This window comes from Aeromonas sp. 6P, assembly GCF_051919525.1.
Lineage (GTDB): Bacteria > Pseudomonadota > Gammaproteobacteria > Enterobacterales > Aeromonadaceae > Aeromonas > Aeromonas veronii.
Map to the genome: position 1 here is coordinate 4,440,610 of NZ_JBQBEO010000002.1, position 24,102 is coordinate 4,464,711.

The 24,102-nt window shown below is 61.1% G+C and carries 18 protein-coding genes; 14 read left to right on the forward strand and 4 right to left on the reverse strand.

From position 1 onward, the window contains the following. The first annotated feature begins 27 nt into the window (after positions 1-27). The 11 genes from ACTG2J_RS20730 to mgtE all read left to right on the forward strand — a co-directional run bounded on the left by ACTG2J_RS20730 (position 28) and on the right by mgtE (position 13,100). Positions 28-372: a hypothetical protein gene (locus ACTG2J_RS20730; protein ID WP_113740184.1), complete on the forward strand. Its 345-nt coding sequence runs from the start codon at positions 28-30 to the stop codon at positions 370-372. Between the two features lie 145 nt (positions 373-517). Then, complete coding sequence (locus ACTG2J_RS20735) at positions 518-1,159, forward strand: TetR/AcrR family transcriptional regulator (protein ID WP_113740185.1); 642 nt, start codon at positions 518-520, stop codon at positions 1,157-1,159. Next, complete coding sequence (gene hlyD, locus ACTG2J_RS20740) at positions 1,156-2,124, forward strand: secretion protein HlyD (RefSeq protein WP_439997848.1); 969 nt, start codon at positions 1,156-1,158, stop codon at positions 2,122-2,124. Before ACTG2J_RS20735 ends, hlyD begins: the two co-directional genes overlap by 4 nt. Continuing rightward, positions 2,121-3,890, forward strand: a complete 1,770-nt coding sequence (locus ACTG2J_RS20745; protein WP_439997849.1) for an ATP-binding cassette domain-containing protein — start codon at positions 2,121-2,123, stop codon at positions 3,888-3,890. The genes hlyD and ACTG2J_RS20745 overlap by 4 nt, the downstream gene beginning before the upstream one ends. Further along, positions 3,887-4,996 (forward strand): ABC transporter permease, encoded by a 1,110-nt coding sequence (locus ACTG2J_RS20750; RefSeq protein WP_429187757.1) that lies wholly within the window; start codon positions 3,887-3,889, stop codon positions 4,994-4,996. The genes ACTG2J_RS20745 and ACTG2J_RS20750 overlap by 4 nt, the downstream gene beginning before the upstream one ends. 3 nt (positions 4,997-4,999) lie before the next feature. Next, complete coding sequence (locus tag ACTG2J_RS20755; protein ID WP_439997850.1) at positions 5,000-6,088, forward strand: ABC transporter permease; 1,089 nt, start codon at positions 5,000-5,002, stop codon at positions 6,086-6,088. 295 nt (positions 6,089-6,383) lie between these two features. Then, the gene (nirB, locus tag ACTG2J_RS20760) at positions 6,384-8,930 is read left to right on the forward strand and encodes a nitrite reductase large subunit NirB (protein ID WP_439997851.1); all 2,547 of its coding nucleotides are present in this window, start codon (positions 6,384-6,386) and stop codon (positions 8,928-8,930) included. Continuing rightward, positions 8,930-9,247: a nitrite reductase small subunit NirD gene (nirD, locus tag ACTG2J_RS20765; protein WP_236398698.1), complete on the forward strand. Its 318-nt coding sequence runs from the start codon at positions 8,930-8,932 to the stop codon at positions 9,245-9,247. Before nirB ends, nirD begins: the two co-directional genes overlap by 1 nt. A gap of 56 nt (positions 9,248-9,303) precedes the next feature. Next, positions 9,304-10,116, forward strand: a complete 813-nt coding sequence (gene nirC, locus ACTG2J_RS20770) for a nitrite transporter NirC (RefSeq protein WP_236398605.1) — start codon at positions 9,304-9,306, stop codon at positions 10,114-10,116. A gap of 12 nt (positions 10,117-10,128) precedes the next feature. After that, the gene (cysG, locus tag ACTG2J_RS20775) at positions 10,129-11,529 is read left to right on the forward strand and encodes a siroheme synthase CysG (protein WP_439989162.1); all 1,401 of its coding nucleotides are present in this window, start codon (positions 10,129-10,131) and stop codon (positions 11,527-11,529) included. Positions 11,530-11,675: 146 nt separating this feature from the next. Then, complete coding sequence (mgtE, locus tag ACTG2J_RS20780) at positions 11,676-13,100, forward strand: magnesium transporter (RefSeq protein WP_088868183.1); 1,425 nt, start codon at positions 11,676-11,678, stop codon at positions 13,098-13,100. An 84-nt stretch (positions 13,101-13,184) separates the two neighbouring features. Here the strand turns inward: mgtE and ACTG2J_RS20785 are convergent, their stop codons facing one another. The 4 genes from ACTG2J_RS20785 to ACTG2J_RS20800 all read right to left on the reverse strand — a co-directional run bounded on the left by ACTG2J_RS20785 (position 13,185) and on the right by ACTG2J_RS20800 (position 17,920). Continuing rightward, the gene (locus tag ACTG2J_RS20785; protein ID WP_257687607.1) at positions 13,185-14,150 is read right to left on the reverse strand and encodes an ABC transporter permease; all 966 of its coding nucleotides are present in this window, start codon (positions 14,148-14,150) and stop codon (positions 13,185-13,187) included. Between the two features lie 2 nt (positions 14,151-14,152). Beyond that, the gene (locus tag ACTG2J_RS20790) at positions 14,153-15,271 is read right to left on the reverse strand and encodes an ABC transporter permease (protein ID WP_005340798.1); all 1,119 of its coding nucleotides are present in this window, start codon (positions 15,269-15,271) and stop codon (positions 14,153-14,155) included. Further along, complete coding sequence (locus ACTG2J_RS20795) at positions 15,271-16,836, reverse strand: ABC transporter ATP-binding protein (protein ID WP_005342527.1); 1,566 nt, start codon at positions 16,834-16,836, stop codon at positions 15,271-15,273. Before ACTG2J_RS20795 ends, ACTG2J_RS20790 begins: the two co-directional genes overlap by 1 nt. An 85-nt stretch (positions 16,837-16,921) precedes the next feature. Beyond that, positions 16,922-17,920, reverse strand: a complete 999-nt coding sequence (locus ACTG2J_RS20800; protein WP_005340803.1) for a BMP family lipoprotein — start codon at positions 17,918-17,920, stop codon at positions 16,922-16,924. A gap of 495 nt (positions 17,921-18,415) precedes the next feature. Here ACTG2J_RS20800 and ACTG2J_RS20805 point away from each other — a divergent pair, with 495 nt between their 5' ends. The 3 genes from ACTG2J_RS20805 (at position 18,416) to uvrD (ending at position 23,152) form a co-directional block, all read left to right on the forward strand. Then, positions 18,416-20,446, forward strand: coding sequence for a hypothetical protein (locus ACTG2J_RS20805; protein ID WP_439997852.1), 2,031 nt, complete (start codon positions 18,416-18,418; stop codon positions 20,444-20,446). Positions 20,447-20,510: 64 nt separating this feature from the next. Beyond that, entirely contained in the window at positions 20,511-20,912 is a 402-nt protein-coding gene (locus tag ACTG2J_RS20810) for a hypothetical protein (protein WP_439997853.1), read from the forward strand. 68 nt (positions 20,913-20,980) lie between these two features. Beyond that, entirely contained in the window at positions 20,981-23,152 is a 2,172-nt protein-coding gene (gene uvrD, locus ACTG2J_RS20815) for a DNA helicase II (protein WP_279486284.1), read from the forward strand. Positions 23,153-24,102 lie beyond the last annotated feature (950 nt).

Below are 24,102 nucleotides of genomic sequence, written 5' to 3' on the forward strand. Positions count from 1 at the left end.
GGTTTTTCTATCTAATGGAGCATGCCAATGACTGAACGTGAACCGGATATTGTGACAGTGAATGGTCGTCAGATTGATTTCATTGAGATCCATGAGGACGGCCCCCTTGTGCCACTTATTTTGAGCAGATCACAGGGTGGCGGAGTAATCCAACTCGGAGGCTCAGGACAAAAAATTCGCCTGAGCATCAATCCAGGCAGCAGCGATTGGCAATGGCTTGACTCAATATCTCGGCAAAGAAGATACAGCTTGGATTTTGAATCTACTTGCATCGCTACATTAAGAAAAAAGATCGGTAAACGTGGTTCTATTGTCGGCAATACCCACGACACTTGGTATCTCGAGTTTCCTGACTGGGACACCAGCCAATAAGCGACATCATGGACGCCTCCCTATGTGGAGGCGTCCTTTTCATCTCCGCTGAAATTCGCTCAAAAAAAGATCTGTCTACTTCTGTGCAATTGATTTATACATACGTATAAATCAGATCACAATCTGTGCAACAGGAACCAGAAAGATGAATCCAACCCGGCAGAAACTGCTCGATACCGGCCTCGCCATCGCCACCGAGAAGGGGCTGCGCGGCCTGACGGTGCGCGAGCTGGCGGCGGCGGCAGAGGTGAACCTCGGCTCCTTCGTCTACCACTTCGGCAACCGCGACGCCTTTATCGACGAGCTGGTCGAGCTCTGGTATGCCCCCCTCTATGACGAGCTCAAGGCGGTGGCAGCCAAAGGCTCCTACCCCTCTGCCATTGCCATGTTCGAGGCCACCATGGAGGCGCTGATCGGGCTGGTTGCGCGCCAGCGCGGCTTTATCAACCACCTGTTTGGCGATGCACTGGCAGGCGAAGGGGCGGCCCAGCGCTTTCTGCTCAGCCTGCCGCGCCGCCATCCCCTGCTGCTGATCGAACAGGTGCGCAAGGCACAGACGGAAGGGTCGCTGGTCACGGGCCACCCGCTCCAGCTGATGATCTTCATCATGGGGTCGGTCGGTCTGCCGCTGGTGATCGCCGGCAGCGGTCGTCAGCTCGGCTGGTTGCCCGAACAGGCCGCCCCCTTTCTCAGCCAGATAGACAACCCCGAGGCTGCCAGACAGCGGCTGGTATGGGCACTGCGCGGCCTGCGCCCCAGCGATATGAAAGAAGGAGACGCGGCATGAAGCAACGCATTGCCATCGCAGCCCTGCTGCTAACCGTTATCGGCGGCTACCTCTGGTGGCAGGGGCGCCCCGCCGACGGCTCCATCCTCTACGGCAATGTCGATATTCGCGACGTCAATCTGGCCTTTCGGGTCGGCGGCCGCGTCGATCAGGTGCTGGTCGATGAGGGGGATAGGATAAAAGCCGGTCAACTGCTGGCCCGCCTCGATCCGGTTCCCCTCACCCACAGCCGCGACAGCGCCTGCGCCAATCTGGCCGCGCTCACTGCCGCCAACGCCTTGATCCACAAAGGCTATCGCAGCGAAGAGACCGACCGAGCCCGGGCCGCACTGGCCGCCGCCGAAGCCGCTGCGCTGGAGGCCGACCAGCAGTGGCGCCGCCAGAGCGCATTGGCCGCTACCGGCGCCATCTCCCGCGGTCAGCTCGATACCGCCCGCTCCCAGCGGGATCAGACCCAGGCACAAGTGCGCTCCGCCCGCGAGCAGCTCGCCCAGCTCGAAACCGGCTACCGCCCGGAGGAAATCGCCCAGTCCGATGCCCAGCTGGAAGGGGCCAAAGCGGCGCTTGCCAGTGCCGAACTGGCGCTGGCAGATGCCAACCTGACCGCCCCCAGCAACGGCATCATCATCAGCCGCGCCATCGAGAATGGCAGCATGGTGCAGAGCGGAGCGACCGCCTTCAACCTCTCCCTGACCGCGCCGGTCTGGGTGCGCGCCTATGTGGAGGAGCCCTGGCTCGGCCACTTCCCGAGCGGCGCCACAGTGACCCTCACCACCGACTCGCGGCCGGATCAGCCCTATCACGGGGTGGTGGGCTTTGTCTCGCCGACCGCCGAGTTCACCCCGAAATCGGTGGAGACGCCTGACTTGCGCACTCACCTCGTCTACCGGCTGCGCATCGTGGTGCAGGACCCCGACCCGGCCCTGCGCCAAGGGATGCCGGTCACCGTCAGGCTGGCGCCATGAGCTGCGCCATCTCCCTCGAGGGGCTCACCAAACGCTTTGGCGAGCGGGTCGCCCTCAACGCCATCTCGGCCACCATTCCGGCTGGTGGCATCACCGGGCTGGTGGGCCCCGACGGCGCGGGCAAGAGCACTTTGCTGCGCCTGCTGGCCGGTCTGCTGATCCCGGAAGCGGGCACCATCCGGGTGCTGGGGCTGGACCCGGTGAGCGAGGGGGATCTGCTGCGCCAGCGCCTCGGCTACATGCCCCAGCAGTTCGGCCTCTACGAGGATCTCAGCGTGCTGGAGAACCTCACCCTCTACGCTGACTTGCGCGGTGTACTGGAGCCCGAACGCACGCCCACCTTCGCGCGGCTGCTCGCCTTCACAGACCTCGCCCGCTTCACCGCGCGGCCTGCGGGCAAGCTCTCTGGCGGGATGAAACAGAAGCTCGGGTTGGCCTGCGCCCTGCTCGGCACCCCGGATGTGCTGCTGCTCGACGAACCGGGGGTTGGGGTAGATCCCATCTCCCGCCGCGCCCTCTGGCAGATGGTACGCGAGCTGGCCAAGGGAGGGATGACGGTGCTCTGGAGTACCGCCTATCTCGATGAGGCGGAGCTGTGCGACCACGTGCTGCTGATGGCGGATGGCGAGGTGCGCACCAGCGGCACCCCGGCCGATCTGATGGGGGCCATGGCCAGCCGCTGCTGGCTGCTGGAGGCGGGGCAACTGGATGGCCGCGAGCGACGCGCCCTGCTGCGCCGGGCACTGGCTCACCCGGCGGTGATGGATGGCGCGGTGGCGGGGGAGCGGGTTCGCCTGCTGCTGCACCCGGGCATGACGCCCCCGCCGCTGGCGGAGCTGCAACTGGCCAACGGCGCCTTTCAACCAGCCCAGCCCCGGCTGGAAGATGCCTTTATCGACCTGCTCGGCGGCGGCCCCGGCGGGGAGTCGAGTTTGGCGGCCGGGATGCGGGAAGCCGAACTGCCGCAGGGGGTCTCCCCCGAGGCGGTGATCGAGGCGCGCCACCTCACCAAGCGCTTCGGCGATTTTACCGCCACCGATGATGTCAGCTTTGCGGTGCGCCGCGGCGAGATCTTCGGCCTGCTCGGCCCCAACGGGGCGGGCAAGTCCACCACCTTCAAGATGGAGTGCGGCCTGCTGCGCCCGAGCGAGGGGCAGGCACTGGTGACCGGCATCGACCTGGCCCACAGTCCGTCGGCTGCGCGCCAGCGCCTCGGCTACATGGCGCAGAAGTTCTCCCTCTACAAGCAGCTTACCGTGGTGCAGAACCTCTCCTTTTTCGCCGGTATCTACGGCCTGTTTGGCCGCCACCAGCAGACGCGGATCGACGCCATGGTGACTGCCTTTGCCCTCGCCCCTTGGCTTGATCAGAAGGCGGAATCCCTGCCGCTCGGTCTGCGCCAGCGCTTGTCGCTTGCCTGCGCCCTGCTGCACGAGCCGCCGCTGCTGTTTCTCGACGAGCCCACCTCCGGGGTCGATCCGGTGACCCGGCGCGAGTTCTGGTCGCACATCAACGCGCTGGCCGACCACGGCGTCACCGTGCTGGTCACCACCCACTTTATGGATGAGGCGGAGTATTGCGACCGCATTGCCCTCATCTATCACGGCAAGCTGCTGGCGCTCGGCACTCCGGACGATCTCAAGGGGCTGGCCGCCAAAGAGGCGGCGACCTCTTTGCCAACCGGCTCCTTGCCGACCTGTTCTTTGCCAACAATGGAAGAGGCCTTTATCACCCTGGTCGAGCGGGCCAGCGAGGAGGACGCATGAGCATCAACCGTCGGCGACTGCTGGCCCTCTGCCGCAAGGAGACGCTGCAAATCGTCCGTGACCCGAGCAGCATCCTCATCGCCTTCATCATGCCGGTGGTGCTGCTGGTGGTGATGGGTTACGCCATCAATCTGGATGTGGACCATCTGCGCCTAGGCATCTGGCGCACCGACAGCGGCGCCCCGGCGGTGCGGCTGGAGCAAACCCTGCGCGGCTCTACCGCACTGGAGATCCACAGCGGGCCGAGCAAGGAGTCCCTGCTCGCCAGTCTGGCCCGTGGCGAGATCCGCGGCCTGCTGGTGATCGACGACGGCTTCTCCCGCGCGCTGGCCGGCCAGGGCAATGGCACGCCGCAGGCGCTGCTACTGACCGACGGCTCCGAGCCCAACACCGCCAACTTCGTCACCAACTATGTGCAGGGGATCTGGCAGGGGTGGCTCGCTGGCGAGGGGGTCGCCATGCCGGTGTCGATAGAGAGCCGCGCCTGGTTCAATCCGGCGCTGGTGAGCCGCAACTTTCTGGTACCGGGCTCCATTGCGGTGGTGATGACCATCATAGGCGCCCTGCTCACCTCGCTGGTGGTGGCGCGGGAGTGGGAGCGCGGCACCATGGAGGCGCTGCTCGCCACCCCGGTCACCAAGGGGGAGCTGCTGCTCTCCAAACTGCTGCCCTACTATGGCCTTGGCATCATCGCCATGCTGCTCTGCCTGCTCTTCTCGGTGGCGGTGATGGGCGTGCCATGGCGCGGCTCCTTGCTGCTGCTCTTTCTGGTCACCAGCGTCTTTCTCGGCAGCGCCCTCGGGCTCGGGCTGTTTCTCTCCACCGTGATGCGCAGCCAGTTCAACGCCGCGCAGGCGGCGCTGATCGCTGCGTTTCTGCCCGCGGTGATGCTGTCGGGCTTCGTGTTCGAGATCGCCAGCATGCCACCGCTGCTGCGGGCCATCACCCACCTCATTCCGGCCCGCTACTTCGCGAGCTCCCTGCAGACCCTCTATCAGGCGGGCAGCGTCTTCTCGATCCTGCTGGTCAACGGTTTCTGTCTGCTGCTGCTGGCCGGTTTCTGGCTGGCCCTGACCGCCCGCAAGACGCGGCGCACTCTGGAGTAACCCATGCTGATCCGACTCTGGTGGCTGATCCGAAAAGAGCTGCAGGCCCTGATGGGCAATACTCAGGGGCGCTTTCTGCTCATCATGCCGGTGCTGTTGCAGACCGCCCTCTTCCCGTTCGCCGCCACTCTGGAGGTGACCGGCAACACGCTGGCCATCTACAACCAGGATGGCGGAGCCCAGAGCCGCGAGCTGCTGGAGCGCCTCACCCATATGCCCGCCTTCACAACCATCATCCCGGTGCAGGGCGAGGCGGGCATGACCGAGGCCATCACCGGGCAGCAGGCACTGCTCGGGCTGATTATTCCGGGGGATTTCTCGCGCCGGCTGGCGCGGGGCGAACCGGCCAAGGTGCAGCTGATTATCGACGGCCGCCGCTCCAACGGCGGTCAGGTGGCGGCGGGCTACATCAGTCAGGTGATCGCCCGCTGGCAAAGTGAGGGCAAGGGGCAACCCGAGCTGGCGGTACGCAACCTCTACAATCCCAACGTCGAGTTCCACTGGCATATCCTGCCGGCGCTGGTGGCCATCATCACCACCACCGGCTGTCTGATTGTCACCGCCCTCTCGGTCGCGCGGGAGCGGGAAGAGGGCACCTTCGATCAGCTGCTGGTCTCGCCCCTCACCGCAGGCTGGATCATGGCGGGCAAGGCGGTGCCCGGCATCATGGTGGCGGTGGGACAAGGGTGCATAGTCGCGCTGGCCGCCCGTTTTGTCTTTCACCTCCCCTTTGCCGGCAGCCTCAGCCTGCTGATGGCGGGCATGGTCTGCTACGGGCTGGCACTGGCCGGGATCGGGCTCTTCATCTCGTCGTTCTGCTCGACCCAGCAGCAGGCCTTTCTCGGGGTCTTCTCCTTCACCGTACCGGCGGTGATCCTCTCGGGCTACATCTCGCCGGTGGAGAACATGCCGCAGGTGTTCCAGTGCCTGGCGGCCATCGACCCCCTCACCCACTTCATCGTGCTGCTCAAGGGGGTCTTCCTCAAGGGGTTCGACTGGTCGGCCGCCTGGCCCCTGTTATGGCCGCTGCTCGCCATCGCTGGCGTCACCCTGTCGCTGGCGCTTGCCATGTTCCGCCGCCATATCGCCTGACGCGCCACCTTGCATCGGCTGATGCCGGTCTCGCCCAGTGCGAGATCGGCTTTTTCCGCCAAAAGTTTTCACTCCCCGGCTTTTGCTAAAGCGCTCTTGCTCTCCACCATCCCTCACCAAAGCCAGCGCGGAAATCATCAACTGGTATACCTATTTTTATATATCTTTGAATTTTATCGAATTACCCCTGACGAGATATATAAATAGACACTTGATTTGCATCAATTGCCCGCCCCGACTGACTGGGTAGCCTAGCCCCAGAATGATGTTTTATTACTCCAAACTAGAGGCAATCATGAGCAAAGTCAGACTGGTCGTTGTGGGCAACGGCATGGTGGGGCACCGCTTCATCGAAGAGTTGATCGAGCGGGCCGAGCCGGGCCGCTACGAGATCACCGTCTTCGGTGCAGAACCCCGTCCCGCCTACGATCGCGTCCATCTCTCCTCCTACTTCTCCCATCACACCAGCGAAGATCTCTCCCTCGTCAAACCCGGCTTCTACGACAAGCACGGCATCCGCCTGCTGCTCGGCGAAGCGGTGAAAAAAATCGACAGGGCCAACCGCGAAGTGCACTCCAACAAGGGTACTGTGGTCGGGTACGACAAGCTGGTGCTGGCCACCGGCTCCTACCCCTGGGTGCCGCCCATTGCGGGCAGTCAGCACCACGAGTGCTTCGTCTATCGCACCATCGAGGATCTGAAAGCCATCCGCAGCGCCGCCAAGAGCGGCAAGAGCGGGGTGGTGATCGGGGGCGGTCTGCTTGGCCTTGAAGCGGCAGGTGCCCTCAAGGCGCTGGGTCTCGAGACCCACGTGGTTGAATTTGCCCCTGTGCTGATGGCCGAGCAGCTCGACGGTCAGGGCGGCCAGCTACTGCGCCGCAAGATTGAATCCATGGGCGTGCAAGTGCACACCAGCAAGAGCACCAGCGAGATCCTGATGCATGGCGGCGAACAGGCGAAACACCGCCTCGCCTTCGCCGACGGCAGCCAGCTTGAAGTGGATGTGGTGGTCTTCTCCACCGGCATTCGTCCGCAAGATACGTTGGGCCGCTACGGTGATCTCGCCATCGCCGAGCGCGGCGGCATCGTCATCGACGATCACTGCCTCACCTCCGACCCCGACATCTACGCCATCGGCGAGTGCGCCGCCTGGCAGGGCCGCTTCTTCGGGCTGGTGGCGCCGGGCTACAAGATGGCCCAGATCACCGTCGACCATCTGCAGGGCGGCGACAGCCGTTTCGAAGGGGCGGACATGAGCGCCAAGCTCAAGCTGCTCGGCGTCTCCGTCGGCTCCATCGGTGATGCCCATGGCCGCACCCCGGGCAGCCACAGCTATGTGTTCCAGGACGATCAGGCTGGCGTCTACAAGAAGATCGTGGTGAGCGAAGACAACAGCCGATTGCTCGGCGCCGTGCTGGTGGGTGACGTGGAAGATTACGGCAACCTGCTGCAGATGATGCTCAACGCCCTGCCGCTACCGAGCCACCCGGACACCCTGATCCTGCCCGCCTACGCCGGTGCCAAGCCGACGCTGGGGGTGGATGCCCTGCCGGAAAGCGCCCAGATCTGCTCCTGCTTCGACGTCTCCAAGGGCGACATCGCCAAGGCGGTGGCCGAGGGTCACACCACCCTTGCCGCCATCAAGCAGCACACCAAGGCCGGTACCGGCTGCGGCGGCTGCGTGCCGCTCATCAGCCAGGTGCTCAACGCCGAGCTGGTGAAGCAGGGCATCGAGGTCAACAACCACCTCTGCGCCCACTTCCCCCACTCCCGTCAGGAGCTGTTCCATCTGGTCAAGGTGGAGGGGATCAAGAGCTTCGACGAGCTGCTGGCCAAACACGGTCAGGGCTATGGCTGCGAGGTGTGCAAACCGACCGTCGGCTCCATCCTCGCCTCCTGCTGGAACGAGCATGTGCTGAGCCCGCGTAACATCCCGTTGCAGGACACCAACGACATCTTCCTCGGCAACATGCAAAAAGACGGCAGCTACTCCGTCATCCCGCGCATGGCCGGTGGCGAAGTGACTCCGGAAGGGCTGCTGGCGGTGGCCGAAGTGGCCCGCGACTACAAGCTCTACACCAAGATCACCGGCGCCCAGCGCATCGGCCTGTTCGGGGCCCAGAAGGATGACCTGCCCGCCATCTGGCGCAAACTGCTGGCAGCCGGATTCGAGACCGGTCAGGCCTACGCCAAGGCACTGCGCATGGCCAAAACCTGCGTCGGCAGCACCTGGTGCCGCTTCGGCGTGCAGGACAGCGTTGGCCTCGGGGTCTTCCTCGAGAACCGCTACAAGGGCATTCGCACCCCGCACAAGATGAAGTTCGGCGTCTCCGGCTGTACCCGCGAATGTGCGGAAGCCCAAGGTAAGGATGTCGGCATCATCGCCACCGACGCGGGCTGGAACCTCTATGTGGGCGGCAACGGCGGCATGAAGCCGCGCCACGCCGATCTGCTGGCGTCTGACCTCGACCGCGAAACCCTCATCAAGCTGATCGACCGCTTTATGATGTTCTACGTCACCAGCGCCGACAAACTGCAGCGCACCTCGGTCTGGCTCGGCAATCTGGAAGGGGGCGTCGACTACCTGCGCGAGGTGATCGTCGATGACAAGCTGGGACTGGCCGAGACGTTGGAGCGCGATATCCAGCGTCTTATCGACAGCTACGAGTGCGAATGGTCGCGCACCCTCAATGAAGAGGAGGCGTTGCAGCGATTCAGCCACTTCATCAACAGCGACAAGCGCGATCCCGACGTTCAGTTCGTTGCCGAGCGCGACCAGCACAGACCCGCCACTCCGGCCGAACGCATCCCCGTCTACCAGATCGAGGTGGAAAACAAATGATGAAACTTGCCTGCCAACTCAACGACATCCTGCCGGGAACCGGTGTCTGCGCTCTGATCGAGGGTCGCCAGATCGCCCTGTTCCGCCCGAGCGCGGCCGCCGAGGTGTTCGCCATCGACAACCGGGATCCCTTCTTCGCTGCCAACGTGCTGTCACGGGGCCTGATCTGCGAACACGACGGCAAGCTCTGGGTCGCCAGCCCGCTCAAGAAGCAGCGCTTTCGCCTGAGCGATGGCCACTGTTTCGACAATCCCGCCATGTCGGTTCAAAGCTACCCCGTTGAAGTGCGCGACCAGCAGGTCTGGGTCGCCGTCTAAGCCGATTTCACTCTCTTTCGGGCTGCCTGTGGGCAGCCCTTTCAAGGACTCACAAGATGTACACGGAAACCATTAACAAGTGCGCCGCCAACGCGGCCCGCATCAACCGCTTCGAGCGCAGCGACAAGCTCGGCTTCTGGCTCAGCTCCGCCATGGCGGGGGCCTATGTGGGCCTCGGCATCATCCTCATCTTCACCCTCGGCAATCTGGTGGATCCCGCCATCCGGCCGCTGGTGATGGGAGCCACCTTCGGCATCGCCCTGACGCTGGTGATCATTGCTGGCTCCGAGCTGTTTACCGGCCACACCATGTTCCTCACCTTTGGGGTGAAGAGCGGCAAGATCACCATGGCCGACCTGCTGCGCATCCTGCCGCAGACCTGGGCTGGCAACCTGATTGGCTCCATCGTGGTGGCGCTCATCTACTCCTACGGCGGCAGCCTGCTGCCGGACGCAGGCAGCCTGGCCCACAAGGTGGCGCTGGCCAAGACCCAGGCCCCGGCGCTGACCCTGTTTATGAAGGGGATCCTCTGCAACTGGCTGGTCTGCCTCGCCATCTGGATGGCGCTGCGCACCGAAGGGGCGGCCCGCTTCATCGCCATCTGGTGGTGTCTGCTGGCCTTTATCGCTTCCGGCTACGAGCACTCCATCGCCAACATGACCCTGTTCGCCCTCTCCTGGTTTGGCGCCCACTCCGAGGCCTACACCCTGGGCGGCATCGGCCACAACCTGCTGTGGGTGACCCTGGGCAACACCGTCTCCGGCGTCCTCTTTATGGGCCTCGGCTACTGGTATGCCACCCCCAAGGCTGAGCGCCCGGTCGCAGTGAGCGAGACCACCAGCTCCGCCAACCAGACCCGAACCGCCTGATCCGGAGGCCCCATGGACTACTTGCCCATCTTTTGCCGACTCGACAACAAACCCGTGCTGCTGGTCGGCGGCGGCGAGGTGGCAGAGCGCAAGGCGCGTCTGCTGCTGGATGCCGGTGCCCACCTCACAGTCGTAGCGCCCAAGCTCGACCCCGAGCTGGCGGAACTGGCGGCCAACGGCAGCATCGAGTGGCTGGCCGGTGAATTTATGCCGGAACAACTAGCGGGCAAGTGGCTGGTGGTGGCCGCCACCGATCGGCGCGAGGTGAATGCGCTGGTTTACCAGAGCGCCAATCAGGCGCGGATCTTTGCCAACGTGGTGGATGACCCGAAACGATCCAGCTTCATCATGCCGTCGATCATCGATCGCTCGCCGCTGATGGTAGCCATCTCCTCCGGCGGCAAGGCACCGGTGCTGGCCCGGCTGCTGCGGGAAAAACTGGAAGCCCTGCTGCCGCAACATCTGGGGGCCGTGGCGGCCTTCGCCGGCAGCCTGCGGGAACGGGTCAAGGCCCGCTTCGCCAGCATGGGCGAGCGGCGTCGCTTCTGGGAGCGGCTGCTCGGGGCGGATCGGCTCGGTCAGGCGCTGGCGCGGGGCGATAGCGCCTCTGCCCACCAGCTGGCCGACAGCCTGTTTGCCAATGAAAGCCAGACCGGAGGCGAAGTGGTGCTGGTGGGTGCTGGCCCCGGCGATCCTGGTCTGCTCACCCTGCACGCCCTGCGCCAGATGCAGCAGGCGGACGTGGTGGTCTATGACCGGCTGGTCTCCGACGAGGTGATGGCGCTGGTGCGCCGGGATGCCAAGCGCATCTTCGTCGGCAAGCAGGCGGGCAACCACTGCGTGCCGCAGGAGGGGATCAACCAGCTCTTGCTGGAGGAGGCGAAGAAGGGGCAACGGGTGGTGCGGCTCAAGGGGGGCGACCCCTTTATCTTCGGCCGGGGCGGCGAAGAGCTGGAGACGCTGGTCGGCAGCGGCATCGGTTTTCAGGTGGTGCCGGGGATCACTGCGGCCAGCGGCTGCGCCGCCTACGCCGGCATTCCGCTGACCCATCGCGACCACGCCCAGAGCGTGCGCTTCGTCACCGCCCACGGCAAGGGGGGCGCCAGGGATCTCGACTGGCCGCTGCTGGCCAAGGACAAACAGACTCTGGTGTTCTACATGGGGCTCTCATCCTGCGCCACCATCCGCGAGCAGCTGCTGGCCCACGGCAAGGCGGGCAACACCCCGGTGGCGCTGATCGAGCGCGGCACCCAGCCCTGCCAGCGGGTCATTCGCGGCACCCTCGATGAGCTGCCCACGCTGGCGGTGGGGGTCGAGAGTCCTGCCCTCATCATGGTGGGCTCGGTGGTGACCCTGGCCGACCGGCTCGCCTGGTTTGGCGAGGCACCACAGGCTCAGCGAGCCCTCGCCTGAGGTATCCTCGGCAACTCACCATGAGGCCACCAGCAGGTGGCCTCACTTTTACCTCTCTCTTCTCCTATCACGGTCATAACCTGTTGTTTTAAGTCTGGTATCCTATGGGCATTGAGCCCTTGGCTACCATCTCAGGAATTCATCCCATGTCTCTTCCCATCAAGAACAGCGCCCGGCAGCGCGCGGATGACAGATCCCGCATTCTCACCCTGCTGCTGCGCGATGATGCCCTCACCGACAGCCTGCTCGATCCGCAGGTGGTGCAGGATGCCGAGCAGCGCGATCAGACCAGCGAACTCACCGCGCTGGTCAACGGGTTGCCCGCCGCCGACGTCGCCGATGCGCTGGAGTCGCTGCCGCCCGATGAGCGTCATGCCCTGTGGGTACTGGTGGAGGAGGAAAAGCGCGGCCAGATCCTGGTCGAAGCCTCCGAGACGGTGTGGGACAGCCTCATCAGCGGGATGAGCGACAAGGAGCTGCTGCACGCCCTGCGCACCCTGGATATCGACGACCAGATCTATCTGGGCCAATACCTGCCGCGCAACCTGATGGGGCGGCTGCTCACCTATATGGCCCCCGCCGACCGGGATCGGGTGCGGGAGGTGATCCGCTACGGCAAGCACACCGTCGGCGCCATGATGGACTTCGAGATCATCACCATCCGCCCCGAGGTGACGCTCGCCACGGTGCAGCGCTATCTGCGCCTGCGCGGCAAGATCCCCGCCAACACCGACAAGCTGTTCGTCATCGACCGGCGCAACCACCTGCTGGGTGAGCTGGCCCTCACCACAGTACTGCTGCACAAGCCCGCCACCCTGGTGAGCGACGTGATGGAGCGGGATCCGGTCACCTTCGATCCGGAGGATAACGATGAAGCGGCGGCCCGCACCTTCGAGCGGGATGACCTGCTCTCCGCCGCCGTGGTGGATGGCAAGGGCAAGCTGATGGGCCGCCTCACCGTCGAAGAGGTGGTGGACCTGGTCTATGAAGAGAGCGACACCGACCTGCGCCGGATGGGGGGTATCAGCGAGGATGAAGACGTATTCGCGCCCGTCTCCAAGGCGGTCAAGACCCGCTGGGCCTGGCTTGCCATCAACCTCTGCACCGCCTTTGTCGCCTCGCGGGTGATCGGCCTGTTCGAGCACACCATCTCCCAGCTGGTGGCACTGGCGGCCCTGATGCCCATCGTCGCCGGGATCGGCGGCAACACCGGTAACCAGACCATCACCATGATAGTGCGGGCGCTGGCGCTGCAGCACATTCAGGCAGGCAACCTCTCCTTCCTGCTGCTGCGGGAACTTGGCGTCGCCTTTATCAACGGGCTGGTGTGGGGCGGCACCATGGGCATCGCCACCTATCTGCTCTATCAGGATGCGGCGCTCGGCGCCGTAATGACCCTGGCCATGATGCTCAACCTGCTGGTGGCCGCCCTGATGGGGGTCATCATCCCCATGACCATGACCCGCCTCGGCCGCGACCCGGCAGTCGGTGCCAGCGTGATGATCACCGCCATCACCGACACCGGCGGCTTCTTTATCTTCCTCGGGCTGGCGACCCTGTTCCTGCTGTAACCAGCCATTCAAACCATAAAAAACAGGCCCACCGAAGTGGGCCTGCTGTTATCTGTGTGATCGGGAATATTGCGATAAAAGGCGCTACTCCCGCTCCTTCACATAAGGTGTACCAAGCGCCTTCGGCGCCACCGCGCGGCCGATAAAACCGGCCAGCAGGAACACGGTCAGGATGTAGGGCAGCGCCTCGATGGCCTGCACCGGAATGGCGAAGCCACCGATGCTGACCCCTTGCAGCCGGATGGCGACCGCATCGAGGAAGCCGAACAGCAGGCAGGCTGCCATGGCATTCCAGGGGCGCCACTTGCCGAACACCAGCGCCGCCAGCGCCATAAAGCCCTTGCCCGCACTCATGTTGGGGATGAACTGGGCCGTCTGGGCCACCGCCAGATAGGTGCCACCGATACCGGCCAGCAGGCCGCCGATGAGGAGCGCGGTGTAGCGCATCCGCACCACAGAGATACCGGCGGTATCGACCGCTGCGGGCGCCTCGCCCACCGCCCGCAGACGCAGACCGAAGCGGGTACGGAACATCACCCACCAGGCCAGCGGCACACAGGCAAATGCCACGTACTCCAGCAGGGAGTGGCCGCTCAGCAGCTCGCTGTAGAGCTGGCCGATCACCGACACATCCCACAGCTCCTTGGCATAGGGCAGATCGATGGGGGCGAAACGGGCATCCCCGGAGAGCGCCGGGGTCTGGCCACCCTGATCGAACCAGTAACGGCCCAGGGTGACGGTCAGACCGGCCGCCAGAATGTTGATGGCCATGCCGCTCACCACCTGATCACCGCGATGGGTGATGGTGGCAAAACCGTGCATCAGGGCAAACAGGATGGAGACACCCACCCCGGCACCCAGACCTATCCAGGCAGAACCGGAGACCGCCGCCGCCGCACCACTGGCGAACGCCGCCGCCAGCAGTTTGCCTTCCAGCGCGATATTGACCACCCCGGAGCGCTCGCAGAACATGCCCGCCATGGCGGCAAGAATCAACGGTGGTGCGGTCCGAATGGTCGCATCCAGCATCAGGATCAGAATTTCAAACATGATCAGACTCCTTTAGCTTGCGCGGCTGAGCGGTTGGCAAACGCCAGATAGAGCTGCTCGATGCGCGGACGCATCATGTGCTCAAGGGCGCCACAGAACAGGATCACCAGACCCTGCAACACCACCACGATGTTGCGGTCGACACCGAACTCGAAGCTGAGCTCTGCGCCCCCCTGATAGAGGAAACCGAACAGCAGGCTGGCGATGATGACGCCGACCGGATGATTGCGCCCCATCAGCGCCACCGCGATACCGGTGAAGCCGAACCCTTCCACGAAGTTGAGCTTGATCTGGTGCAGCTCACCCTGCAGCACGTTGAGGGCAAAGAAGCCCGACAGCATGCCGGAGATGACCATGGCCAGGATTACCACCTTGGGATAGGAGATACCGGCGTAGGCGGAGGCGCTTTGGCTGGCGCCGACCGAACGGATCTCGTAACCCCAGCGGGTGTGCCAGATAAAGACCCACACCAGCGCCGCACAGATCAGCGCCCAGAAGAAGCTGATATTGAGCGGGCTGTTGGGGATCTCCATCCCGAACAGGCTAGCCAGCCCGCTCATCTTGGGCAGCCAGCTTGCTTCGGCAAACACCTTGCTCTCGGTCGCCATCGAGCCGGGCGGCTTGAACACCTCCACCAGCAGATAGGCCATCAGCGAGGCGGCGATGAAGTTGAACATGATGGTGGTGATCACGATATGGCTGCCGCGCTTGGCTTGCAGCCAGGCCGGAATAAAGGCCCAGGCCGCACCGAACAGACCACCGGCAATGATGGAGAGCGGCAACAGCAGGGCAAACGGCAGCACATCGCCGAGCATCAGACAGACCAGACCGACACCGAGCCCACCGATATAGGCCTGACCTTCACCACCGATGTTGAACAGACCGGCGTGGAAGGCGACCGCCACCGACAGACCGGTAAAGATAAAGCCGGTTGCGTAGTAGAGGGTGAAGCCGACCCCTTCACCGGTGCCGAACGCGCCGTACCACATGATCTTGGCGGCATCGACCGGGTTGATGTCGAGGTAGTAGAACAGAATGGCCGACACCAGGAAGGCCAGCAGGATGTTGACCGCAGACAAGACGCCTACGGAGACCCAGGCAGGAATACGTACTTGGCTCATCAGTGGGCCTCCTTGGCAACTTCGTCCGGCACTATGTTTGCCATCATCAGACCAATGGTGCGCTCATCCGCCTTGGCACCATCCAGCTCGCCGACGATGCGACCGTCGGCAATGACCAGAATCCGGTCTGCGAGGCTCATGATCTCGTCCAGCTCCACCGAGACCAGCAAGACGGCCTTGCCCTTATCGCGCATGGCGATGATCTGCTGGTGGATATACTCGATGGCGCCGATATCGACCCCGCGAGTCGGTTGGCCGATCAACAGCACATCCGGGTCCTGCTCCACTTCACGGGCAATCACCAGCTTCTGCTGGTTGCCACCGGAGAAGTTGGCGGTCTTGTGATCGGGATGAGGCGGGCGCACGTCCCACTTCTCCATCTTGGCCTGACAATCCTGCTGGATCGCCTCCTTGTTCTGCAGCCACCCCTTGTTGTATTGCGGGCGACGGTGATAACCGAGAATAAAGGCCTCTTTCGCCTCGAAGCGGTTGATCAGCCCCATCTTGTGGCGATCTTCCGGCACATGACCGAGGCCGTAGTTGCGCACCAGCTCGGGATCGGCCGGGTGCTCCGCGCTCACCTTGTGCACGCCGCTGCGGCTGCTGATGGTGAAGCCGCCCTTGCTCGGCTTGAGAATGCCGCCAAGCAGGCTGAGCAGTTCGGACTGACCGTTGCCGGAGACCCCTGCGATGCCGACCACTTCACCGGCCCGCACCTCGAAGCTGACCGATTTGACCCGCTCCACCTTGCTGGCGTCGAAATAGCTGAGCCCTTCGATCTTCAGCTTGGCTTCACCGGGTTGGGTTGGCCCCTTGTCGACCTTGAGGCGTACCTTGCGGCCCACCATCAGCTCGGCCAGCTGCTCCTTGTCGGTATCCTTGGTGGCGACGTGTGCCACCATCTCGCCACGGCGCATGATGGAGACCTGATCGGTAATGGCCAGGATCTCCCGCAGCTTGTGGGTGATGAGGATGATGGTCGCCCCCTGATCCCGCAGCTTTTTCAGCACCTCGAACAGGTGATCCGCCTCTTGCGGGGTCAGTACCCCGGTCGGCTCGTCGAGGATCAGGATGCGGGCGCCGCGATAGAGCGCCTTGAGAATTTCGACCCGCTGTTGCAAACCCACCGGCAGATCTTCGACCTTCTCGTGCAGCGGCACGTCGAGGCCATAATCCCGCGCCAGTTCGCCCAGCAGCTTTTCGGCTGACGCCACGCTCTGCTGAAGGTGCCAGCCGTTCTCAGCGCCGAGGATGACGTTTTCCAATACAGTGAAGTTATTGACCAGCATGAAGTGCTGGTGAACCATGCCCACCCCTGCGGCAATCGCATCTTGTGAGCCATGGGGTTTGAAAGGATTCCCGTCGATCAGCATCTCGCCTTTGTCGGCATGGTAGAAACCATAAATGATGCTCATCAGGGTGGACTTACCGGCGCCATTTTCGCCGACAATGCCGTGGATACTGCCTTTGCGAACCTTAAGGTCGATCAGCTTGTTGGCGTACACTTCGCCGAACCGCTTATCGATACCTCTTAATTCGATGGCATAGCGATCTGTCTGGTCCATGATGCAGCCCTGCGTTTCATGAAATAAGACTAAAAACCGGCCCGTGCGGGCCGGTGGTGCGTTGAGAGTCGTAGCAGCTATCTAATTAGTATTTGCAGGTGTTATCGCTCATGTAGTCATGAACCTTGACCTTGCCAGCGATGATTTCAGCCTTGATGGCATCCACCTTGGCTTTCATTTCCGGGGTGATCAGCTTCTCGTTGTCCTTGTCGAGCGCCCAATCCACACCGCCTTCCGCCAGACCCAGGTTCTTGATACCCGGCTTCCACTCGCCTTTGGCAGCATCATCCCAGGTCTGGTAAGCGGCCAGACCCACAGACTTGACCATGGAGGTCAGCATGGTGCCCGGTTGCAGGTGGTTCTGGTTTGAGTCCACACCGATGGCGAACTTGCCGCTGTCCTTGGCTGCCTGATAGACACCGATACCGGTACCGCCAGCTGCGGCGTAAACCACGTCAGCGCCCTTGGCGAACTGGGACTTGGCCAGCTCGGCACCTTTAGCCGGGTCAGCAAACGCGGCCGGGGTAGAGCCCGCCATGTTCTGGAACACTTCGATCTTCGGATTGACGAACTTGGCACCCTGCTCGTAACCGCACTGGAATTTGCGGATCAGCGGGATATCCATGCCGCCCACGAAGCCGACTTTGCCGCTCTTGGAAGCGATGGCAGCCAGCGCGCCCACTAGGAAGGAACCTTCATGCTCCTTGAAGATGACGGACTGGACGTTCGGCTTGTCGACCACCATGTCGATGATGGTGAACTGGGTTTTCGGGAATTCGGTCGCAACCTTCTCTACCGCAGAACCCATGTTGAAACCGACCGCCACGATCGGGCCGTTGCCACGGCTGGCCAGACGGCGCAGACCCTGCTCGCGCTGGGCTTCGTTCTGGGGTTCAAACTCTTTGACCTTGACGCCCTTGTCCTTGTTATAGAGCTCGACGCCGTTACGGAACACGGCTTCGTTGAATGATTTGTCATACTTGCCCGCGGTGTCATAAATGACGGCTGGCTCGGAAGCAGCCTGAGCAGAGAGAGCAGCGAGAGTGAGGGAGGCCACAGTGGCCAGCTTGAGCACTTTAGTCACGATCGTATCCTTGATTGTTATTAAGTGAGGGAACTTGCTTGCCTGTCAGAGCAGGCTATCTAGCACGCAGGCTTACTCTAAGTCAGCCCCGATGCGGGTCAAGCAAATGATAAGGGAAAAACGTTTGCGTTAACGGTTTGAATTCTAAGCAAATAACCTTATAAGCAGTTGTTTTTAAGCTACTTTTCAGTTTTTTATGCTAACAACCAAAAGACCCAAACGACATTTCTCTTATTGTTCAGCAAGTTACTGTAAACCGTTTTCCCCTGTTATTCATCCAGCCCCCCGGCAAGCCCGTGATCCGGCTCGCAAAATTACGCTGACCTGTTTTGCGGTTAAAGGCCCCTCCTCATTCTGGTCGTCATAACAAAACGTCATACATCTGAAACTTCGGCTATCTCACAATTCATCAATAGGCGGGATCCAGATCAATATGAAAACCATATGAGCCCCTGTATAATGCTTACCGCACGGGCTCAAATGCAACTAACAATAATGTCAATTGAGTACTGTATATCAATCCATGCCACTCTCTCCTATCTGGCCTCCTCAGCTTGGTACAGGTGGCATACGTATCGTTGTTTCAGGGAAATAAAAATGAAAAAGAATGTTCTGGCTTTATCGGTTGTGGCAGCGTTATCCAGCCTGGCGCTGGCAGGTTGTGGCGGTGGTGGCGACGGCGCCAGCAGTGACAATGGCAATAACGGCGGCAATGGTGGAAACGCCACCAAGCCGACTTTGACCGCCACCTTTATTGATAGTGCAGTAGTCGGTTTGAACTACACCTGTGGCAGCTACACCGCGCTCACCGATGAGCAAGGCCAGTTCCTCTTTAATGACGGCGATACCTGCGCCTTCAAACTGGGCTCAATCCCGCTTGGAGAAACTCAGGTTAAAAAGGGCCAGACCATGGTGACCCCCTACACCATCGCCGAGAAGGGTGACAAGGATCGCGCCATTCGTATCGCCGCCCTGCTGCAAACCATGGATGCTGACAACGATCCTGCGAACGGCATCACCCTGAAGCCTGATGTCATCGCCAAGTTGGGTAATACCCTGCGCTTTGACAGCGATGACGCTTTTAATACCAGCCTGAATGAAGCCCTGAAACAGGCGCAGATCGACAAAAAAGTGGTTGATACAACAGCTGCCGCAGCACATATGAATGCCTCGCTGGCAGTGATTAATGGCCGCTCTGTCGCGGTCGACAAGGTGCTCTCGGATTTACAAGCGCTGACCGACCTGAAGACCCTTAACGTTGAAAAGAAACTCAAGGAGTACAAAGACACTCTGCTGGCGGAAACCACAGATAATGGCAAGGTTGACCGCCAGATCGTGCTGGCCGCACTGGCCATGCTCGAAGTGACCAACGACCCTGTTGTGGCAGAACGTCTGGGCTTTACCTCCTCTGAAATGGGTGTGAATTACAGCACCAACCTGGCCAAAGTGATCGATGTCATCATCCACACCCCCTATTCCGCCTCCGTTATCCTCAAAGGTGACAAAGGGTATACCCGCGACGTAGCCAAGCTGATGGGGACCTATGCCGATAGCATGGACAAAGTTGCCGCCAGCCTGGCCGATATCCAGGACCCGGAGTACAACGCGCGCTATGGTGAGAACGACGCCATCACCCTCAACTTCGATGGAGCAAAGGCCCTGCGCGCCTCAGCCATGGCGATGGCATCGGCACTCAATATTGCCGCGTCATACCAATATGGCCCGGACAAAGCCTATTCTGTTCAGGAAGAAGAGGTGACCTTGCCTCGCATGCTCATCACTTACTCTTCGGATGGGCAACAGCAAAACACCATCTATGGTGAGAATGCCAGCACCTTCAAGACCCAGTTCAGCCCGGTGGATATCGAGCCGGATAGCCTGATGAGCCACCCCGATTTCTTCCGCCTGACCGACAATGCCAAGATGCACTTGGGCAAGGCCAAAGCTCAGCTGAAGCAAGCGGTAGACATTGCGCTGACCATTGATCAGAGCAAGCTGGACGACTCTTTGACTGAAGAGGATATCGCCGCCAACACCAAATTACTGACCCAGCTGGCGAACCATTTCTTGGGCAAGGAGCCCACTGTCGAGTGGACAAATCGCAAGATCAAGTACGTCAATACCGGCATGGGCTGGGAGCCCAAAGAGGTTGGCGTCAAATTCAACATCAACGTTATCCCGTTCTTTGACGAGATGCTGGATCGCAGCGATATGACCATCAAGGTATCTGGCAACTGTGCTGTGGGTATGCGGGATGCAGAACTGTCCAAAGCAATGGGAGAACCCATGTGCCTGATCTCGAGCGATGAATTCAAGGCGCTTCATGCCCAAAACAATTACGGTGCACTCAAGTACATCGGCTGGATGCAGGAAGATCAATACAGTCGCACCACCATCTATGCCAAGGGGGTGGGTTATGACTGGTCAACCCAAATGACACCGGTGGCTGGGTCGACCTTTGACAAAGTCTTTGTATCTTGTACCGATCTGGATGGAAACAAGGTCAGCTGTGCCGATCAGCTGTAAACAATGCAGAGCGCTCCTGCTGGGGGCGCTCTTTTTGCTGATACCGACGGCGCAAGCTGCCGGTATGTTGGCACGCTACAAAGATTATCGGGAGAGTGTTTTCGATCGTCAGGGTCAATTGCAATATCAATTAACCACCCGTGAATATATGCAGCGGATGCCCAACGGGCGTCCCTCATTGTCCACTCTCTTTGCGTTGCGAGAGATGCAACGAGAGTCACTGCAGCTCAGGCAGGGCACCTTGATGGCGAATGAAGTCATCGTGCACTTCCAGCATGGGCATTATCAAGATGGCCAGCTCATAATGGGAGACACGGAAGTGACCTTACCTGAAGGCCGTTTGCACGCTGCCTCCCTTCGTTTTGATCCCGTCCATCAAGTGCTGGATTCCCCACGCGCCATGTTATTGAGCTTTTCTGGCGATGTGTTGGGCCAATATCGAGATTATCACCGCCCCCTTCGTTGATCCTGCTGGTTGGTCTCTGGCCGCTCAGGCCGTATAATCCCCGCCTGTATAAATAAACAGGAGTGGTGATGGACGTTTCAACCCTGCTCGACGGGCTCAACGACAAGCAAAGAGATGCCGTTGCGGCGCCCCGCAGCAACCTGCTGGTGCTGGCCGGTGCCGGTTCGGGCAAGACCCGGGTGCTGGTGCACCGTATCGCCTGGCTGATGCAGGTGGAACGCTGTTCACCCTTCTCCATCATCGCGGTCACCTTTACCAACAAGGCGGCGGCCGAGATGCGCGGCCGGGTCGAGAAGGTGATCGGCGACGGCGTGCGCGGCATGTGGATCGGCACCTTCCACGGTATCGCCCACCGATTGCTGCGGGCCCACCATCTGGATGCGGGCTTGCCGCAGGATTTCCAGATCCTCGACTCCGACGACCAGTACCGACTGATCCGCCGGGTGCTCAAGGCGCTCAACCTCGACGAGAAGCACTGGGCCCCGCGCGCCGTGATGGGCTACATCAACGGCAAGAAGGATGAGGGCTTGCGCCCCGGCGACATCGACCTCTACGGCGATCCCGTCACCCGCACCTATCAGCAGATCTACAAGACCTATCAGGAGACCTGCGATCGCTCCGGTCTGGTGGACTTTGCCGAGCTGCTGCTGCGCGCCCACGAGCTGTGGCTCAACAAGCCGCACATCCTCGAGCACTACCGCGACCGCTTCCAGAACATCCTGGTGGACGAGTTTCAGGATACCAACGGCATCCAGTACGCCTGGCTGCGGATGCTGGCGGGCAACAGCGGCAAGGTGATGATCGTCGGCGACGATGACCAGTCCATCTACGGCTGGCGCGGCGCCAAGATCGAGAACATCCAGCGCTTCCTGACCGACTATCAGGGGGCCGAGACCATCCGCCTCGAGCAGAACTACCGCTCCACCGCCAATATCCTCAAGGCCGCCAACAGCGTCATCGCCAACAACGCCGAGCGCCTTGGCAAGGAGCTGTGGACCGAAGGGGCCGAGGGCGAGCCGATTTCCCTCTACGCCGCCTTCAACGAGGTGGACGAAGCGCGCTTCGTGGTCGGCCGTCTCAAGGATTGGAAGGAAAAGGGCGGCCTGTTGGCCGACTGCGCCATCCTCTATCGCTCCAACGCCCAGTCGCGGGTGCTGGAAGAGGCGCTGATGCAGGACGCCATGCCGTACCGCATCTACGGCGGCCTGCGCTTCTTCGAGCGGCAGGAAATCAAAGACGCCATGGCCTACCTGCGCCTTATCAACAACCGTGGCGACGACGCAAGCTTCGAGCGGGTGGTCAACACCCCGACCCGTGGCATCGGCGATCGCACCCTCGAGATCCTGCGCGGCAACGCCCGCGATCAGGGGCTCAACCTGTGGCAATCGGCCAAGGGGTTGCTCAATGACAAGGTGCTGACCGGTCGCGCCGGCAACGCGGTGCGCGGCTTTGTGGATCTCATCGACGCGCTGGAGGAACAGGTCTCCCTGCTGCCGCTGCACCAGCAGGCGGATATCGCCATCCAGAACTCCGGCCTCAAGGCGATGTATCTGGCGGAAAAAGGCGAGAAATCCCAGGCGCGGGTAGAGAACCTGGACGAACTGGTCACCGCCTGCCGCCAGTACCAGCGCCCGGACGAGCTGGAAGATATGAGCGATCTCTCCGCCTTCCTCGCCCACGCGGCGCTGGAGTCCGGCGAGAATCAGGCGGACGAATATGCCGACGCGGTGCAGCTGATGACATTGCACAGTGCCAAGGGCTTGGAGTTCCCGCTGGTGCTGCTGGTCGGCGTGGAAGAAGGGATGTTCCCCAGCCAGCAATCCACCGAAGAGTCGGGCCGGCTGGAAGAGGAGCGCCGCCTCTGTTACGTCGGCATGACCCGCGCCATGGAGAAGCTCTACATCTGTTATGCGGAGAGCCGCCGTATCTACGGCCGCGAGATGTTCCACAAGCCGAGCCGCTTTATCCGCGAGATGCCCGCCGAGTGTCTGGAAGAGATCCGGCTGCGCACTCAGGTCAGCCGCCCCACCCAGTACGGCCGCTTTAGCCAGAACGAGGTGCAGCAGAGCTTCGACGCCAGCGGCATCAAGCTCGGCCAGCGGGTGCTCCATCCGAAATTCGGCGAAGGGGTGGTACTCAACTTCGAAGGGGTCGGCCAGCAGAGCCGGGTGCAGATCCAGTTCGACGACGTCGGCGCCAAGTGGCTGGTGACGGCGTATGCGAGATTAGAAGCACTCTGATTTTTCCCGCCTTTTGATACAACCAACCCGGCTTAGGCCGGGTTGATTTTTATATTGCCTATCGCGACAACTTTAAATACGCAATCGTCCGAATACGCTTCGCTATTCGAACCTACAGCTGTGTTTAAACTGTGGAAGAACAATATTTGCCCCATATTGGATAAGGTATATTCAACTTAATTTTGCTATTAAAAAAGCACCCTTATCGCAAGCAAAAAAAGTTATTTAAATTTTCCATCCTCGATCGGGAGACTTGTATTTAGCGGAGCGGACGAATGAAAACCCGCTCAGTGTGAGTGGATACTAACAGATAGCAAGGGACTCACAATTTATCCACAGCGCGTCAGTTATCCACACATTGCAACTCTGTCTCTGCACCATTATCTTGTGTTACGAAGCGACAGGAGCACCACATATAGTGGTTTTACATCAACTAAGGAGCAACTCATGTTGAGAAGTGAAGTATCAAAACCTATCCCGGGCGAAACTGTGCCCATCCCATGGCAAATAATGGAGGTCATCCATGCCAAAAAGGCCACGACGTTCACGTCGTTCAACACCAAAGACTACAAATGATAAAGCCACCCTTCCAAAATGGATCAGGTGGCTCATATCAGGGTTCCTAGACGCTTTAAGACAAAAGCTTGTAGGATTTGTGTTTTTACTTCTGCTTAGTGTAGTCCCGCACGATTTCAACGATTACTTTTGGTCTCGCACACCAGAAGCAACCAAAGTGCAGTATTACCAGATCTAACCAAGGGCCTTCGGGCCCTTTTTTACACCCTTAACTTACAATTTGTGAGTCAAATGTGTAACCGGAATCATGGACAATCGTGACCTAGCCGTCAATGAAAATATATCACTATTTGTGATACCCCAACGTTCAGAGAAGCACAAAAACACAATATATTCATATAGTTAAATGACGCAGGGCCGTAGGTTCGATTAGC